The following is a 15742-nucleotide window of genomic DNA, read 5'->3' on the forward strand; positions in this document are numbered from 1 at the left end:
CCGCGCCCGGCGCACGGCGGGCGGGCGGCCCGGCGGAGGCTGCTACCGGGCTCCGCGACCGCTCTGCCCGGCCGTCATGATGGCCTGCAGGATGACGCCCTGGATCTCGGCGGGGTCGCTGACCTCGTAGCCGCCTCCGCCGGTGACCTCGGCGATCTCCGCCATCTCCGCGCGGTCGGCGTCCGGGCCCACCGCGATCGCGATGATCGGAACCGGCCTCTCCGGGTCCGAGACCTTCTTCAGCTGGTCGATCAGGGCGCTCCTGGCGATGCCGTGGTCGTCCTGGTTCGAACCGTCGGTGAGGAGAACCAGGGCGTTGAACTTGCCCCTCACGTACGTCGCCTGCGCCTCCTTGTACGAGGCCAGCGTGGTGTCGTACAGACCCGTCGCGCCGTTCGGCACGGGCTCCAGCGCTTGGAAGGCCGCCGAGAGCTTCTCCCGGTGCGTACCGCCGCCCTTCGCCGGGTCGCCGAGCCTCCGCGTGGGCATCACCTCGCGGTAGTCCTTGTCCCCGTCGAGGGTCGTAGCGAACACCCACAGACCGATCTCGTCGTCGGGCGTGAACTGTCCCAGCGCCTGGATCAACGAGGCCTTGGTGACGTCCATCCGTGACCGGTCGCGCCCCGGCACCGTGACGGCCATGGAGCCGGAGGCGTCGACGACCGTGGTCAGCCGGGCGCTCTGCACCGTGATCGTCCACATGCCGAGGGTCTCCTGGAGCGCATCGGCGGAGGGCGGAACGGCGGCAGGGGTGGCGAACGGCTGAGGAGTTCTGCCGCCCGCGGACTCGACCATCGCAGGCTCGGCGGTGCCGTCGGTGGTGCGGAAGCCGTTCTTCTCCAGGACGGTGTGGGCTCCGTCGTCGTCGAGCAGTCTCATGAAGCGGAGGGCGGCTCTGCTCTCGTCGCTGGTCAGCTCGGCGCTGTTGACCAGGGCGTACGGATAGTTGAGGAGCGGGGTGCCGTCCGCCGGGTAGAAGAGTTCGAGCCTGCCCGCACTCGGCGAACTCGTGTTGTGGGTGAACGCCGCCTGCTCGGAGACCAGAACCGCCTGATTGTGCTCCGGATTTCCGAACTCGGCTCCCGAGGCGTCCTGTGCCAGCGCCTCGAGCATCTGCGTATCGCTGTCGGACATCCGCTGCGCCAGGGCCTTGGCTGTGGCGGCGACCTCGGTGTCGTGGTCCCCGCCCGGTGCGCCGGGCGATGCTCCGATGCTGCTGAGAGCAAGCAGACCGGTGGCGCTGCGTGCCGGATCGGCAATCCCCAGACGGACCTTGTCCGACCCCATGGCCGAAGCGGTCAACTCGGCCCAGGAGTATGTCTTCTCGGGCCAGCCCAGTGCCTCGGACGCCGAACGCACCATGCCGACGGTCACGGGCGAGGTGGCCACGGAGTCGCCCGGGGAGACCGGGATGCCGTTGCCCGTGCCCTTCGCGCGGTCCAGCCAGAGGTCGGAGTCCGGCAGCCAGACCTGGTAGCCGGGATCCCCCGATCCTGCGGCGAGCGCGTTCGCGACCTTGTAGGAATCGCGGGCGACGACGGTGACATGGAGGCACTGGCCGCCGGCTCGCGCCGGTTCCTTGCTCACCCTGGCGGCGACGGTCCGGACGGCAGGGGCGATGTCCGGGGAGGCGACCACGGTCAGGCGTACCGCCGAGTCCTTGCAGGAGTCCGAGAACGACAGCAGGCCGCCCTCTGCCGCGACAGCCGTTCCCGCTGCCACAGCGAGCACGAGCACCGTGGCGACGGCGACGGAGCGACGGCGGCGCGGGGAAGGGGTGTCCCGGTGACCCTCCGCCGGGTAGCCGTCGGGCAAGCTGTGACGTCCCATGTCGGTGGTGCCTCCTTGAGGATGAACAAGGAAAAAGGGGGACCGCACCATCGGCAATGGTGATTGTCCCCCGGCCTGTCACGCATGATCTTCGTACCTGCATTCGAGACCTTAGCGGGACAGTGGGCGGCATGAGACGTGATTGCAGAACTGAAGGCAGGTGTACTGGTGGAGGCGGGGCGCGTGGCTGAATTCACTCCTCAAGAGGCCGTTTCGCGGCGGATCCTGCGGTCGGAGACGGTGCTGGTGCTGGCCCTCTCGCTGGGGGCCAGCGGGGTGTCTGCCCTGATCAGTTTTGTTGGATCGTTGACGAAACCGGGGGGTTTGAAGGATCAGGCAGCGACGCTGAACGGTTCGTACGCCCCCGGGCGGCCATGGCTGGATCTTGCCTGGCAATTGTTCGGAATCGCAACGGCCCTGGTGCCCGTCGTGCTGGTGGCCCACTTCCTGACCCGTGAGGGCACCGGTCTGCGTGTCCTCGGTTTCGACCGGACCAGGCCCTGGTTCGACCTCGGGCGCGGCACCTTGGTCGCGGCGGGGATCGGCAGTGCGGGGCTGGCGTTCTACCTGGTGGCCCGGGCGGGCGGATTCAACCTGACGGTGGTCCCCGAATCACTGCCCGACGTGTGGTGGAAGTTCCCCGTCCTGATTCTCTCCGCGGTGCAGAACTCCGTTCTGGAGGAAGTCATCGTCGTCGGCTATCTGCTGCGCAGGCTCGGGCAGTTGGGCTGGACGCCGATGGCCGCACTGATGGCGAGCTCCGTACTGCGCGGCTCGTACCACCTGTACCAGGGGATCGGCGGCTTCATCGGGAACATGGTCATGGGCGTCGTCTTCGTGCTGCTCTACCGGCGCTGGGGCCGCGTCGGTCCGCTGGTGGTCGCGCATGCCCTGCTCGATATCGGGGCGTTCGTGGGATACGCGCTGCTCGCGGGGAAGGTGGGCTGGCTGCCGACGCCGTGAACGAAGGGGCCGGGGTGCACGGATCCGTGCACCCCGGCCGGCGTCAGAGTGCGGCCAGCAGTTCCCCGTCGATGACGGTGACGGCGCTGCCGGTCAGCAGGGTGCGGTCTCCGCGCAGCCAGGTGCGGACCAGGCCGGAACGGGCGGAGGCCTGCAGGCCGGTGAGGTCCTCGCGCCCGAGGCGTGCCGACCAGAACGGGGCCAGGGCGGTGTGGGCGCTGCCGGTCACCGGATCCTCGTCGATGCCGACACCGGGGAAGAAGCCGCGCGACACGAAGTCGTAGCCGAGCGAAGGGTCCGCGGCCGCGGCCGTGGCGATGATGCCGCGCCGGGAGTGGGCGACCAGTCCGGCGAAGTCCGGCGAGAGCGCGCGTACGGCGGCCTCGTCGGCGAGCTCGATCACCAGGTCGCCCACGTGCGGTCCCGTGTCGTGGACGGAGACGGGATCGGCTCCCAGCGCCTTCGCCAGGCCGGGCGGGGCGGCGACGGGTGTCAGCGGAGCCGTCGGGAAGTCCAGCGTGAGAGTGCCGTCCGCGTGGGTGGTGGCGCGCAGGATTCCGCAGCGGGTCGAGAAGCGCACCGTTCCGCTCGCCGTTCCCGTGGTGTGCAGGACGTGCGCGGTGGCGAGTGTGGCGTGCCCGCACATATCCACCTCGGTGGCCGGGGTGAACCAGCGCAGGGCCCAGTCGGCATCGCCGCCGGGCGGCAGGGGGTGGGCGAACGCCGTCTCGGAGAGGTTGACCTCGGCGGCGATCTGCTGAAGCCGGCCGGGATCGGGGAAGGGGCCGGATTCCAGGATCAGGACTCCGGCGGGGTTGCCGGCGAAGGGGCGGTCGGTGAACGCGTCGACGATGCGGATCCTCATGACGCTGACGGTAGGCGGGCGGGTACGCACGGTCCAAGGCCAATTGCCGGTCGGCGGCCCTGCTCCGGCCGGTCCGGTTCTGCTGCCCTGCCCCCCGGGTCCTGCCCAGCCCCGTCCTGCCCGGCCCCGTCCTGCGCAGGCCGGCCCGGTCCGTCCGTCGAGACATGGCGCGTGGGTTGTCAAGCGATCGGTTCCGATATATCGTTTGAGTATCGCGACAGATCAACGATGGAAGGAGCGTAGCGATGCGTTCACATGGACACGAGCATGAGCACGGACATGGGCACTGCGGGCCCGGTCATCAAGGTCGGGGCGACTACGAGGGGAGGCGGGCAGCCTTCGGGTCGTTCGGCCCGCCCTTCGGTGGCGGCCCGTTCGGCGGCGGCCCGTTCGGTGGCGGCGGACGCGGCCGGGGCGGTGGCAGGGGAAGGGCGCGGCGCGGTGATGTGCGTGCGTCGATCCTGGCGCTGCTCAAGGACCGTTCGATGCACGGTTACGAGATGATCCAGGAGATCGGCGAGCGCAGCGGAGGGGCCTGGCGGCCCAGCCCCGGCTCCGTCTACCCCACCCTTCAACTGCTGGAGGACGAGGGCCTGATCGTCAGCGCGAGCGAGGGCGGCAAGAAGCTGTTCACCCTCACCGAGGCAGGCCGCACCGAGGCCGAGACCGGTCCCGAGGCGCCGTGGGAGGAAGTCGGGCGTGGAGTCGACTGGGAGGGTGTGAACGAGATCCGCCAGGCCGGGTTCGGCCTGATGGAGGCGTTCGGGCAGGTCTGGAAGACCGGCTCCGCCGATCAGCGCCAGAAGGCGCTCACGGTGATCAACGATGCCCGTAAGAAGCTCTACCTGATCCTTGCCGACGACGACCACTGACCCGTGGGGTGCGCGACCGTACGCCGCAAGGTCCCCGTTCCGCGGGGCCCTTGCGGCGTACGTCGTGTGCGGATGCCCGCATCACGGCCGGGTGATGAGTTCCGCCGGCCCCGTCCGCCAGATCGCCGCCGCGTCGAACCGGTCCGAAGCGCGGGGGTGCGGGCCGTCGTCGTGGCAGTGGAACGCCGCCCAGAAGAGGTCGGCGGGCAGTGCGTCGGCAGGGGCGTGGACGCGATAGACGTACTGCCGTCCGTCGACGGCCGGCAGAGCGACGAGCCAGGACACGAAAGGGACCCCTCCTCCCATCGGCGTCGTCAGATCGGTGTGGCCTGAGGGACGTATCCAGCGCGTCGCCGGTTGCGCCGGGAGCGCTGCGCAAGGCGGCGCGCGCTCTTTCGGCGGATCGGTGCCCCGTAATGGCGGGATCTCATCCGCAAGGATGAGGAACTCCTCCGGTGCCCGCCCTCGGTGGGATGCGCAGATGGGCCGTACCGGGGATGCCGCCGTGTTCCGGGACTGATGGGGTGGGTTGTGTGCACAACCGGACACCATCGATACCCGAACAGCCCGCACCGCACCACGCCGGATTCACAGCTGAACTGGCGTCGGTGGTGACCGGTGCGCGCCGGCGGGCCCTGCGTGACGGCGACCGTCACATAGACACAGCTCATCTGCTGCACTCGCTCATCGAATCCGACCCCGAGGTCCGTGGGGTTTTCGACGGTGGACCCCAGCTGGCCAGGGTCCTCGGCTATCTCGTGCAGCGCAGCATCGGCTACGGGCTCCGCTGGCAGGGAACGCTGGAGCGCTCGGGTGCTCCGGCGGCGGTGGACGAGCCGGGGGCCGACGGGTGGTCACCCTCGGCCGTCGCGGCGATGGACCGGGCCGAGCGGGGTGCGGTTCTGCGCGGGGAGTCCTGCGCCGGTGGACTCGACATTCTTGCCGCACTGGTCGGGGACCCGGAGTGCCGCGCCGTCGAGGTGCTGGAGCGGGCCGGCGTGGAGACCGCGTGGCTTGCCGGGCGTACGGCGGACCGGCTGGCCGAGGTTTCCCGGCCGGGGTGATCATGGACACTCCACCGTCAGGCGTGACGAGGGTGACGCTGCTGACGCGGGCTGCCATGATGTGCCGATGCACGCGTCTCAGGGGAGAAGCGCCGGTCTGGGCCTGGCCTTGGCCTCGGCGCTCGCATTCGGTGGTTCAGGGGTGGCGGCCAAGCCGCTGATCGAGGCGGGGCTCGACCCGCTGCACGTGGTGTGGCTACGCGTGGCGGGTGCCGCGCTCGTCATGCTGCCCGTCGCCTGGCGGCACCGGAACCTGGTGCGTGAAAGGCCGGCGCTGCTGGCCGGTTTCGGGCTCTTCGCCGTCGCGGGCGTACAGGCCTTCTACTTCGCCGCGATCTCCCGCATCCCTGTCGGTGTCGCTCTCCTCGTCGAGTATCTGGCGCCCGCGCTGGTTCTCGGCTGGGTGCGTTTCGTGCAGCGCAGGCCCGTCACCCGGGCCGCCGCGGCCGGGGTGGTCCTGGCGGTCGGCGGACTCGCCTGTGTCGTCGAGGTGTGGGCCGGACTGAGCTTCGACGCCGTGGGCCTGCTGCTCGCGCTCGGAGCGGCGTGCTGTCAGGTGGGCTACTTCGTCCTGTCCGATCAGGGCAGCCCGGGCCAGGGAAGCCACGGCGCCGCCGAAGCCGGTCCGCCGCATCCGTTCGGCGTGATCGCGTACGGACTGCTGGTCGGGGCCGCGGTGCTCACCGTCGTGGCCAGGCCCTGGGGGATGAACTGGGCGGCTCTGGGCGGGAGCGCCGAGATGAACGGGAACGCAGTTCCCGCGTGGCTGCTGCTGGGCTGGATCGTGCTGCTCGCGACCGTGCTCGCCTACGTCACCGGTGTGGTGTCGGTGCGGCTGCTCTCACCGCAGGTCGCCGGTGTCGTCGCCTGCCTGGAGGCGGTCATCGCGACCGTGCTGGCCTGGGTGCTCCTCGGCGAGCACCTCTCCGCGCCCCAGCTCGTCGGCGGCGGTGTGGTGCTGATCGGGGCCTTCATCGCGCAGTCCGCCGCCCCCAGACCGCCGTCCGGGCCGGTGGCGTCCGGCGCCGGGGTGCAGGGCTCGGACGGGGCGGGCGGCGGCGGCCCCGCTGTCGCGGAGGGTGAGTTGTCCGGGCACCGGACCTCGCCGTAGGGTGGCGATCATGCACCTGACCGTACTTCCGCCGCCTGTCGCCTAGCGCGCGCGGCCACTCCTGACGAAGACCGGGCTCGGGCAGTCCCCGAGCGGTTCGTCGCTGCCCGCGTGCGGAGCCGAGCGACCACCACCCCCTCTTCCTCCGGAGAAGTCACGTGTCCCACCCTGTTTCCGGCCTGCCCGTCGGGCGGAGCCTCCTCTATCTCGTTGTCGCCGGTATCGCCTGGGGTACCGCGGGCGCGGCCGCGTCCTTGCTCTTCCGGGTCAGCGATCTCGGCCCGCTCGCCCTGTCGTTCTGGCGGTGCGCAGGCGGTCTCGCACTCCTGGCGGGGGTGCTGGTGCTGCGGCCCCGTCGCCCGCGTGTCCCGCATGAGTCCCGCCGTCTCCGGGTGCTGCGCATCCTGGGGACCGGCGTCGGTCTCACCGTGTTCCAGAGCGCCTACTTCGCGGCGGTCGAAGCGACCGGTCTCGCGGTCGGGACCGTCGTCACTCTGGGGGCCGGGCCTGTCCTCATCGCCGTCGGCGCACGGCTGTTGATGGGGGAGCGGCTGGGCCGGGGCGGATTCGTCGCCGTCGGCGGTGCCCTGGCCGGTCTCGCCGTGCTCGTGCTCGGCGGCGAGGCCGCCGAAGTGCGGCCCGTCGGGGTGCTGCTGGCCCTGCTGTCCGCCGCCGGCTATGCGGCGATCACGCTGCTGACCCGGTGGCTGGGACGCCAGGGCGCGTCCGGCGACTCACTCTCCACCAGTGCGTGGGCGTTCGGCATCGGGGCGGTCGGTCTGCTGCCTGCGGCGCTGGCCGAGGGGCTCGTGCCGCACACCGCCGCCACCGGGCAGGTGCTGTGGCTGATGGTCTATGTGGCAGCTGTGCCGACCGCGCTCGCCTATGCGCTCTACTTCGCGGGCGCCGCCGCGGTCCGGTCGGCGACCGTGTCCGTGATCATGCTTCTGGAGCCGGTGAGCGCGGCCTTCATCGCGGTCACCGTCCTGCGGGAGCAGCTCACCGCAGCCACGGTCATCGGCACGCTGCTTCTGCTCGGCGCGGTGGCCGGACTGGCCCTCGACGAGGCGCGCGGCGCGGCTGCCGCCGTCCGCAGGCGCCGGGAGGCCCTGCCCACCTGATCCCGCGGGTGACCGCGTGCCGGGCCCGTCCCCCCGTGACGGGCCCGGCACGCGGAGGTGTGTCAGAGAGCGGCCAGGTAGTCCGGCACGGGCACGGCGGGGTCGAGGTCGTCGGACGGAACCGGCGCGGCGTAACCGTGGGCCAGCGGCACCACACCCGCCCAGTACGGCAGCGCGAGGTCCGCCTCGTCGTCGTTCGGCCCTCCGGTGCGGACCTTGGCGGAGACCTCGTCGAGGTCCAGCCGGATGACCGCCGTGGCGGCGAGCTCCTTGGCGTCGGCCGGCCGGGAGTCCAGCGACCTGCCGGGAACGACCTGATCGACGATGGCGTCGAGTGCCATGCGCCGTTCCTCGGGGTCGGTCACCGTACGGGCGACGCCGTGCACCACCACGGAGCGGTAGTTCATCGAGTGGTGGAACGCGGACCGGGCCAGCACCAGGCCGTCGACGAGCGTGACCGTCAGACAGACCGCCAGGCCCGGATCCGAAGCGCCCGCCGTGCGCAGCGGCCGGGATCCGGTCGAGCCGTGCACGTACAGGCGCTCGCCGACCCTGCCGAAGAGGGTCGGGAGCACGACCGGTGCTCCGTCGCGGACGAATCCGAGGTGGCAGAGGTAGCCCTCGTCGAGTATCGAGTGGACGACTTCCCGGTCGTACGAAGCGCGTTCCCTGGACCGGCTCGGGACCGTGCGCTCGGTGGGCTCGTACGGGGCTGCGACTTCCTGGCCGGTGCTGTCGGGCGTTGCGGTATCCGGCATTGCGCTCTCCATTGCACTAGTGCATAATCATGTTTGTGCTAGGAGAGTATCGGATCAGCGGGCGGCGCGCATCGGACATTGCCGCGAGCGTGGAGCGCGGTGTGGGTTCGGGTGACCTCGCTCCCGGCCATGTGCTGCCGCCCATGCGGGAGTTGGCGTCGGTGCTGGGGGTCAATCCGAATACGGTGGCCGCCGCCTACCGGACGCTCCGTGAGCGAGGAGTGATCGAGACCGCGGGGCGCAGGGGCAGCAGGGTGCGGCAACGCCCTGCGAGCACCTCCCGGGGCTCGCTCCGGATCGACGCGCCGCCGGGTGTACGGGACCTGGGGTCCGGCAACCCGGATCCGGCCCTGCTGCCCGACCTCGGCGAAGCGCTGGCCGTGGCCGCGCGGGTGAACGCGCTGAGACCCGGGCTGTACGGGGATGCTCCCGTGATCCCCGAACTCGCGGCGTTCGTCCGGGCGGAGCTGGAGGCCGATGGTGTGCCCGCGGGCCCGGTGGCGGTCACCTCGGGATCCCTCGACGCGATCGAACGTGTGCTGGCCGCCCATCTCAAGCCCGGTGACGTGGTCGCCGTCGAAGACCCCGGGTGGGGCAGCCTGCTGGATCTCGTCCCGGCCCTCGGACTGCGTGCCGCGCCCGTCGCCGTGGACGACGAGGGTCCGCTGCCCGGCGATGTGGAGCGTGCGCTGAGGGCGGGGGTCAAGGCGCTGATCGTGACCGGCCGGGCGCAGAATCCGACCGGCGCCGCGGTGGGGGCCGGGCGGGCGAAGGAGCTGCGGTCCGTCCTCGCGCAGTACCCCGGGGTACTCCTGATCGAGGACGACCATGGTCACGCCATCGTCGACCTGCCGCTGCACCCGCTGGTGGGAGCCACGGACCGCTGGGCCTTCGTACGGTCCGTCGCGAAGGCGTACGGACCGGATCTGCGGGTCGCCGTGCTGACCGGGGACGCGGTGACCGTCGACCGCGTGACCGGCAGACAGGGGCTGGGTCCGGGGTGGGTCAGCACCCTGCTCCAGCGTGCAGTGGTGCACCTGTGGACCTCGGGGGCCGTCGATGTCGTCGCGGTTGCCAGGGCCTACGGAGAGCGCAGGGACGCGCTCGTCCTGGCCCTGGAGGAGCGCGGGGTGCCGGCGCACGGACGGAGCGGGATGAACGTCTGGGTCCCCGTCAGCGACGAGACCGGCGCCGTGGCCAGACTGCTGCACGCGGGCTGGGCGGTGGCCCCGGGGGCGCGCTTCCGGAACGTCGCGCCGCAGGGGGTGCGACTGACCGTGTCACCGCTGACCGGGGCGGACATCGCACCCCTGGCGGACGCGGTGGCGGCCGCGGCGCAGCGGGCCGCGCCCATCAGCTACGGCTGAACGGGCGGCGCCCCGGGATGCGTGCGGGCCCGGTGGACGGACGGGGCCTGCTCTGGGTGAGTGCGGCGCCCGCGAGGACCACCAGGGCGCCGACCGGGGTGTTCCAGTTCAGCTGTTCGCCGAGGACGGCCACGCCGGCCGCGGTGGCGATGACCGGGATGAAGTAGGTGACCATCTGAGCCGTCGTCGGTCCGACCTCCTGGACGAGACCGTACTGGATGAGCAGCGCGAGCCCGGTTCCGAGCGCTCCCAGAGCGATGACGGAGAGCGTCGGGAGCAGCGGGAACCGCTGGGGGAGCGAGGTGAACACCGGTGTGACGACAGCCAGTTGCAGAGTACCGAGGAAGAGTTGGCTGCCGGTCATCGCCAGTGCCGAGGAGCCGGTGCCCGCCAGCGTGCGGCGGACGTAGATCCAGCCGATCGGATAGCTGAGCGAGGCGAGCAGCGCCATGGCCGTACCGCCGAAGTCCAGCCCGGAGAACCCCTGCCAGGCGCCCAGGACGGTCAGCACGCCGATGAAGCCGAGGCCGAGCCCGGCGACGCGGCGGCGGGTCGGCCGGTCCTCGGAGAGCGCGACGAGCGAGAGGGCCATGCCCCACAGGGGCGAGGTGGCGTTGCAGATCCCGGCGAGCGTGGACGGGATGGTCAGCTCGGCGTAGGCGAAGAGCGAGAAGGGCAGCGCGTTGAGGAGGAACGCGGCGACGAAGAGATGGCCCCAGGTCCGGCCGGAGCGCGGCAGCCGTTCGCGGCGCACCGCGATGGCGACGGCGAGCACCGCCGTACCGAACAGCAGCCGGCCGAAAGTGACCTGGAAGGGGGCGTACCCGTGGGTGCCGACCTTGATGAGCAGGAAGCTGAAGCCCCAGATGAGGGAGAGCGCCACGAACCGGATGCGCCAGTCCACGGCCCGACGCCGGCCGGGGGAGGGTGCGGTGGGCCGGGGGATGCTGGAGGACGGCACCTTGGGCGGTGCGGAAGGAGCGCTCATGAGGTCAACGATGACAACAGGAACCGCTTAGGACAAGTGAGATTTAGTGGCTCCATTCGCGTAGCATTGCTTACATGTTGAATCTGGAGCGTCTGCGCACCCTGGATGCCCTCGCCCGGCACGGCTCGGTGAGCGGCGCTGCCGAGGGGCTTCACGTCACCACGTCGGCGGTTTCCCAGCAGATGGCCAAGCTGGAACGCGAGGTGGGCCAGCAGCTCCTCGCCAAGAACGGCCGGGGCGTCCGGCTGACCGATGCCGGTCAGCTGCTCGCCGACCATGCCGCACGGATCCTGTCGCAGGTGGAGCTGGCCCAGTCCGACATCGAGGCCCAGCGCGGGGAGGTGGTGGGTGAGGTGAGGCTGGCCGCCTTTCCGACCGCCGCGCGAGGGCTGTTCCCCGCCGCACTCACCGCGCTGCGCCGGGATCATCCGGAACTGAAGGTGCGCACAGTGGAGTTGGAACCGGAGCGGGCCATTCGCGCCGTGCTCCGGGGCGATTCGGACCTGGCCGTGGTGCTCGACTGGAGCAACAAGCGCCTGCCGGTGCCGGGCGGTCTGGCCAAGGCCGAACTCCTCGAAGACGTACCGGACATCGCCATGCCGGCCGGGCATCCGCTCGCGGACCGGACGGAGGTGGACCTCGAGGACTTCGCCGACGACGAGTGGGTGTCCTGGCCGGAGGGCGAATTCTGTTACGACTGGCTGATGTTCACCCTGAGGTCCGTGGGCGTCGAGCCCCGCATCTCGCACCTGGCGGGCGAGCACCACACCCAACTCGCGCTGATCGCTGCCGGATTCGGTGTCTGTGTGACACCCCGGCTCGGCCGCGGACCGGTGCCGGAAGGGGTGTGCATGGTGCCCGTGCGGCAGAAGATGCGGCGCCATATCCACGCGGTGTGGCGGACGGACGCGGACCGGCGTCCGTCGATCCGGGCAGCCGTCGCGGCCCTGCGCGACGCCGGCCGGGCACTCTGAGCCGGTACCGCTCCCCGTGGGGCGGGCCGGGTTCTCAGGAGAGGCCGGCCAGCTTGCGGAAGTCCCAGGAGGTGACGGCCTCGGGCGTGAGCCGCAGCCAGGCGTGCCGGCCGTCGTGCGGCAGCGTGTCCAGGCCGAAGTACTTCGAAGCGAAGAGCCGCTCCGGCAGCTCGAGTTCGGCACACGCCTCGCCGGTGCGGGGTGCCTCGCCGACGACCTCCGCCTCGCCGGACAGCTCCACGCCGCGCAGTTCCCCGTACTCCACCCCGTCGTCCACCACCACCGCGACCTTCGGGTTCTGCCGCAGCTGTGCCCAGCGCCGGCTCCGGGTGAGCGAGTACAGCCAGAGCGACGTGCCGTCCCACACGAACCACAGCGCCCCGACGTGGGGCATACCCTCGGCGGACACCGTGGCCACCCGGCAGGTGCGCTGCTCGCCGAGGTAGGTGTCCCGTTCCGTGTCGGTCATCATGATCCGACGGCCGCGACGCTGGGTGACGGTCATGGGGGAGTGCCTTCCTGCTGTCCGACCGGGTGTCCGGAATCATGGAGGTTCCTCCTCCGGAAGTCCACCCGGGTGGTGCAGGCCGAGACCGTCGCGGGGGGTGCCTGCCGACAGCCCCCCCCGCGATGATCCGCACACGCTCTCCCCGGCGTTCGGGCGGCTACACCAGCGTGATCGAATCGCCCTCGACCTTGATCTCCTTGGCCGGCAGCGGCTGTGTCGCCGGACCGTTCGTGACGCTGCCGGTCGCCGCGTCGAAAGTGCTGCCGTGACAGGGGCAGTTGATGGTTCCGTTCGAGATGTCCTTCACCGCGCAGCCCTGGTGGGTGCACTTCGAGGAGAAGGCCTTGAACTCACCGGCCGTGGGCTGCGTCACCACGACGCCCCGGTCGGCGAACACCATTCCTCCGCCCTCAGGAATGTCGGCGGTGCTTGCGAGGACCGTGCCGCCCCCGTTCGCACCGTCCCCCTCCCCGGCGGGCTGAACCGTGTCCGAACCGCCCGAGTCCTTCGAGCCGCCGCACGCGGTGAGTGCGGCGGCCACTCCGGCTGCGCCCACCGCCGCGACGACGGTGCGGCGCCCGAAGTGGACCTGGCGCTCCTGCGATGCGCTCATGCCGGCTTTCCCTTCATCGGAGTACATGACGTCGTCAGTTGTACGGACCGAAGGGCTCCGGTGTTCAGACGAGTCTCCCCGCATGACGAGGAAATCCCCGGTCGCTCCCCCGGGGGGAGCGACCGGGGAGGCAGCTGCTCAGCCCGTGGCGGTCAGGGGAAGGCCGGTGGCCGCCTGCTCCGTGGTCCGCCGAGATATGCGCAGACCGGCCAGGGTGATGAAGACCGTGGAGAACACGGCGGAGAGGGCGAAGGCGGTGAAGCCCCAGTTCGCCGCTCCGTTGGCGAGCAGCTGACCGCCGAGCCAGGGGCCGAACACGGCGCCGAAGCGGCCCATTCCGGAGGTCCAGCCCACGGCCGTCGCGCGGTTGTCGGAGGTGGAGTAGCCGGCCACCGTCGCGTAGATCATCGTCTGGGCGCTGTTGAGGAACACGCCGGTGAAGAAGACCACGGTGAAGGTCAGCCCGAGCGGCATGTGGACGCTCAGCAGGTAGACACCGACGGCGGTCAGCAGGAACCAGATGGCCGAGATGCGTGCCGCGCCGAAGCGGTCGGCGCAGCGGCCGGCGACGAGCATGCCCACGATGCCGCCCAGGTTGAAGACGACGACGAAGTTGAGGGAGGAACCGAGTTCGTAGCCCTCGGCACGCATCATGGTGGGCAGCCAGGTGGCGACTCCGTAGACGAGCAGGAGGCCGCCGAAGGAGGCCAGCCAGAACATCAGGGTCTGGATCCACTCCTTGCCCCGGAACAGCTTGGCCAGCGCACTCCAGCGATCGCCAACAGCAGGGCGGTTCTTCGCGACGGGCAGTTCGACGCCGTAGCGGGCGGCGAGCCGGCCCGCCTCGGTGGCGCGCCCCTTGGCGACCAGGAAGCTCAGGGACTCCGGCATGTACCGGGCGACCAGCGGCACCGCGATGAACAGCGGGACCACGCAGACCCAGAAGGCCGCTCGCCAGCCGAAGGGCTCCACGACCCACAGGGCCACATAGGCGGAGAGGATGCCGCCGGCGTGGTGGGCGGTCATCAGCGAGCCGATGATGAAGGCGCCGCGGCCGCGCGGGGCGTAGTCGGAGACCATCGTGATCGCGGTGGGCAGCAGACCGCCGAGGCCGAGCCCGGCGAGTGTCCGGCCGATACCGAAGACCGCGACCGTGGGGGCGGCCGCGCAGAGAGCCGAGGCCAGGGAGAACAGCGCGGTGCAGGACATGATCATCTTCTTGCGCCCGATGAGGTCGGTGAGCGTCCCCGACGACAGCGCGCCGATCAGCATGCCGAACGTGGCGTAACTGCCGAGGTCGCCGGCCTTGGACGGTTCGAGGCCCAGGGCGTGCTCCCCGAGCATGTGGGGCAGCACGGAGCCGTAGATGAACATGTCGAGGCCGTCGAAGAGAACGACCAGCCAGCACAGGGCGATGACCAGCATGGCCATTCTGTTGCCGCGAGCGGCCGGGGCGAGCGAGGAGGACATCGTTGTTTCCTCTCGTCCGGGAGGAGAGTCCCTGGAGGTTGGGAAGAAGAGGGGGCGGTCGGCGCGGCTCGAGCCGCCGACCCGACGCGAGGCAGGAAGCGCACTCGCGGTGATGGCCTTGACGGTAGAAACACCGACAGGGTGTGTCAACACTTTTGTTGACAATCTAAGGAACGATTTGGCCCCGGCGCGGCACAGGGCCGGACCGGGGCCGAAGGGGGTGCGCAACGTCAGCCGACGGGCGGCGTTCCATGGGTATGGAAGGACTCGATGGTCTGCAGACCCCAGGCCTGGCCCTTGGCACGTTCCGCCTCGGTCCAGGTGATCAGGGGCCAGTCGGGTGCGAGCACCAGGCGGGTGAGCGGGTTGCACAGCTCGATGCGATTGCCGCCGGGTTCGTAGACGTACAGGAAGAACGTCTGCTGGATGGCGTGCTTGTGCGGGCCCGTCTCGATGAACACACCGGAGTCAATGGCCAGGTCGGCGGCGCGCAGGATGTCCTCGCGGGTGTCCGTGGCGAAGGCGATGTGGTGCAGCCGGCCGTTGGAGCCCGTCCAGTCGTCCGTGTAGACGACGTCGTAGGACTTGTTGCTGAACGTCAGCCACTGCGCGGCGATCTTGCCGCTGTCCAGCTGGATCTGCTCGGTGGGGCGGGCGCCGAGGACCGTCCGGAGGAAGTCGCCGTTGGCCGCCACATCGGCGCCCAGGAAGTTGACGTGGTCCAGGCGCCGCACGCCCACCCCGTGGCCGGGCTTGGCCTGCGGCTGGTTCTTGAGGCCCGGTCGCAGCTCGTCCGGAGCCTCGTACCACTCGCTCTCCCAGTACAGGGCGAGTTCATGGCCGTCCGGATCCGTCGTGACGTACAGCGGGCCGATGCCGGGTTCGTCCTCGGCCCAGTGGCCCGCCCGGCCTGCGTCCTCGAGCGCCTCGACCCGGCGCCGGAGCGCCTCCTGGCTGGAGGCGCGCAGGGCCGTGCGGCGGATCCCGGGCGTGGAGTGGGCGGTGAGCTTCAGACTGTGGTGCTCGTAGTCGTCCCAGGTCCGCAGGTATACGGAGTCGCCGGAGCGGCCGTTCTCGGTCAGGCCGAGGTAGTCGGTGAAGAAGCGGACGCTCGCGTCCAGGTCAGGGGTGAGCAGTTCGACATGGCCGAGGTGGGCGATGTCGCCGAGGGGTGGGGTCATCTGTGAATCCTTGATGTGCGGGGGTGCGGGGCGGCCGCGCGTGCGGGAGGGAGGTGT

Annotated in this window: 16 protein-coding genes; 7 read left to right on the forward strand and 9 right to left on the reverse strand. The window is 70.8% G+C overall.

The window, feature by feature from the left end; translation table 11 throughout:
- Positions 1-42: 42 nt before the first annotated feature.
- A complete protein-coding gene (locus OG257_RS32360; protein WP_329213142.1) occupies positions 43-1830 on the reverse strand; it encodes a substrate-binding and VWA domain-containing protein in 1788 nt (595 codons plus the stop codon).
- Positions 1831-2013: 183 nt separating this feature from the next.
- On the opposite strand from OG257_RS32360, the gene OG257_RS32365 reads away from it, so the two are divergent.
- Positions 2014-2793, forward strand: coding sequence for a CPBP family intramembrane glutamic endopeptidase (locus OG257_RS32365; protein WP_329213144.1), 780 nt, complete (start codon positions 2014-2016; stop codon positions 2791-2793).
- Positions 2794-2836: 43 nt separating this feature from the next.
- On the opposite strand, the gene OG257_RS32370 is transcribed toward OG257_RS32365, so the two are convergent.
- Positions 2837-3658 carry a PhzF family phenazine biosynthesis protein gene (locus OG257_RS32370; protein ID WP_329213146.1) on the reverse strand — a complete coding sequence of 274 codons (822 nt, stop codon included), beginning with the start codon at positions 3656-3658 and terminating at the stop codon, positions 2837-2839.
- Positions 3659-3903: 245 nt separating this feature from the next.
- Here OG257_RS32370 and OG257_RS32375 point away from each other — a divergent pair, with 245 nt between their 5' ends.
- On the forward strand, positions 3904-4530 hold the full coding sequence (locus OG257_RS32375) for a PadR family transcriptional regulator (RefSeq protein ID WP_329213148.1): 627 nt from the start codon (positions 3904-3906) through the stop codon (positions 4528-4530).
- Between the two features lie 81 nt (positions 4531-4611).
- Here the strand turns inward: OG257_RS32375 and OG257_RS32380 are convergent, their stop codons facing one another.
- Complete coding sequence (locus OG257_RS32380) at positions 4612-4815, reverse strand: hypothetical protein (RefSeq protein WP_329213150.1); 204 nt, start codon at positions 4813-4815, stop codon at positions 4612-4614.
- A 248-nt stretch (positions 4816-5063) separates the two neighbouring features.
- Here OG257_RS32380 and OG257_RS32385 point away from each other — a divergent pair, with 248 nt between their 5' ends.
- The 3 genes from OG257_RS32385 (at position 5064) to OG257_RS32395 (ending at position 7826) form a co-directional block, all read left to right on the forward strand.
- Positions 5064-5594, forward strand: coding sequence for a Clp protease N-terminal domain-containing protein (locus tag OG257_RS32385; RefSeq protein ID WP_329213152.1), 531 nt, complete (start codon positions 5064-5066; stop codon positions 5592-5594).
- A 67-nt stretch (positions 5595-5661) separates the two neighbouring features.
- Positions 5662-6705: an EamA family transporter gene (locus OG257_RS32390; RefSeq protein ID WP_329213154.1), complete on the forward strand. Its 1044-nt coding sequence runs from the start codon at positions 5662-5664 to the stop codon at positions 6703-6705.
- A 158-nt stretch (positions 6706-6863) separates the two neighbouring features.
- Complete coding sequence (locus tag OG257_RS32395) at positions 6864-7826, forward strand: DMT family transporter (protein ID WP_329213156.1); 963 nt, start codon at positions 6864-6866, stop codon at positions 7824-7826.
- Positions 7827-7888: 62 nt separating this feature from the next.
- On the opposite strand, the gene OG257_RS32400 is transcribed toward OG257_RS32395, so the two are convergent.
- Entirely contained in the window at positions 7889-8584 is a 696-nt protein-coding gene (locus tag OG257_RS32400) for a pyridoxamine 5'-phosphate oxidase family protein (RefSeq protein ID WP_329213158.1), read from the reverse strand.
- Between the two features lie 35 nt (positions 8585-8619).
- Between OG257_RS32400 and OG257_RS32405 the strand changes: the two genes are divergently transcribed.
- The gene (locus tag OG257_RS32405) at positions 8620-9951 is read left to right on the forward strand and encodes an aminotransferase class I/II-fold pyridoxal phosphate-dependent enzyme (protein WP_329213161.1); all 1332 of its coding nucleotides are present in this window, start codon (positions 8620-8622) and stop codon (positions 9949-9951) included.
- On the opposite strand, the gene OG257_RS32410 is transcribed toward OG257_RS32405, so the two are convergent.
- A complete protein-coding gene (locus OG257_RS32410; RefSeq protein ID WP_329213163.1) occupies positions 9938-10939 on the reverse strand; it encodes a DMT family transporter in 1002 nt (333 codons plus the stop codon). The genes OG257_RS32405 and OG257_RS32410 overlap by 14 nt on opposite strands.
- A gap of 74 nt (positions 10940-11013) precedes the next feature.
- Between OG257_RS32410 and OG257_RS32415 the strand changes: the two genes are divergently transcribed.
- On the forward strand, positions 11014-11913 hold the full coding sequence (locus tag OG257_RS32415) for a LysR family transcriptional regulator (protein ID WP_329213165.1): 900 nt from the start codon (positions 11014-11016) through the stop codon (positions 11911-11913).
- A 34-nt stretch (positions 11914-11947) separates the two neighbouring features.
- Here OG257_RS32415 and OG257_RS32420 read toward each other — a convergent pair whose 3' ends face one another.
- From OG257_RS32420 to OG257_RS32435, 4 genes are all read right to left on the reverse strand, one after another.
- Positions 11948-12418 carry a pyridoxamine 5'-phosphate oxidase family protein gene (locus tag OG257_RS32420; protein WP_329213167.1) on the reverse strand — a complete coding sequence of 157 codons (471 nt, stop codon included), beginning with the start codon at positions 12416-12418 and terminating at the stop codon, positions 11948-11950.
- A 160-nt stretch (positions 12419-12578) separates the two neighbouring features.
- A complete protein-coding gene (locus OG257_RS32425) occupies positions 12579-13034 on the reverse strand; it encodes a Rieske (2Fe-2S) protein (RefSeq protein WP_329213169.1) in 456 nt (151 codons plus the stop codon).
- A gap of 138 nt (positions 13035-13172) precedes the next feature.
- The gene (locus OG257_RS32430; RefSeq protein ID WP_329213171.1) at positions 13173-14504 is read right to left on the reverse strand and encodes an MFS transporter; all 1332 of its coding nucleotides are present in this window, start codon (positions 14502-14504) and stop codon (positions 13173-13175) included.
- 230 nt (positions 14505-14734) lie between these two features.
- The gene (locus OG257_RS32435; RefSeq protein ID WP_329213173.1) at positions 14735-15685 is read right to left on the reverse strand and encodes a catechol 2,3-dioxygenase; all 951 of its coding nucleotides are present in this window, start codon (positions 15683-15685) and stop codon (positions 14735-14737) included.
- Between the last annotated feature and the right edge of the window lie 57 nt (positions 15686-15742).

Origin of the sequence: Streptomyces sp. NBC_00683 (assembly GCF_036226745.1) — a bacterium.
In the GTDB taxonomy this organism is placed as follows: Bacteria; Actinomycetota; Actinomycetes; order Streptomycetales; family Streptomycetaceae; genus Streptomyces.

What these genes read in the sequence shown, in the direction of transcription:
- OG257_RS32360 (WP_329213142.1), bottom strand. Translation starts at nt 1,830, where the DNA reads ATGGGACGTCACAGCTTGCCCGACGGCTACCCGGCGGAGGGTCACCGG.
- OG257_RS32370 (WP_329213146.1), bottom strand. Translation starts at nt 3,658, where the DNA reads ATGAGGATCCGCATCGTCGACGCGTTCACCGACCGCCCCTTCGCCGGC.
- OG257_RS32375 (WP_329213148.1), top strand. Translation starts at nt 3,904, where the DNA reads ATGCGTTCACATGGACACGAGCATGAGCACGGACATGGGCACTGCGGG.
- OG257_RS32390 (WP_329213154.1), top strand. Translation starts at nt 5,662, where the DNA reads ATGCACGCGTCTCAGGGGAGAAGCGCCGGTCTGGGCCTGGCCTTGGCC.
- OG257_RS32400 (WP_329213158.1), bottom strand. Translation starts at nt 8,584, where the DNA reads ATGCCGGATACCGCAACGCCCGACAGCACCGGCCAGGAAGTCGCAGCC.
- OG257_RS32410 (WP_329213163.1), bottom strand. Translation starts at nt 10,939, where the DNA reads ATGAGCGCTCCTTCCGCACCGCCCAAGGTGCCGTCCTCCAGCATCCCC.
- OG257_RS32415 (WP_329213165.1), top strand. Translation starts at nt 11,014, where the DNA reads ATGTTGAATCTGGAGCGTCTGCGCACCCTGGATGCCCTCGCCCGGCAC.
- OG257_RS32420 (WP_329213167.1), bottom strand. Translation starts at nt 12,418, where the DNA reads ATGACCGTCACCCAGCGTCGCGGCCGTCGGATCATGATGACCGACACG.
- OG257_RS32425 (WP_329213169.1), bottom strand. Translation starts at nt 13,034, where the DNA reads ATGAGCGCATCGCAGGAGCGCCAGGTCCACTTCGGGCGCCGCACCGTC.
- OG257_RS32430 (WP_329213171.1), bottom strand. Translation starts at nt 14,504, where the DNA reads ATGTCCTCCTCGCTCGCCCCGGCCGCTCGCGGCAACAGAATGGCCATG.
- OG257_RS32435 (WP_329213173.1), bottom strand. Translation starts at nt 15,685, where the DNA reads ATGACCCCACCCCTCGGCGACATCGCCCACCTCGGCCATGTCGAACTG.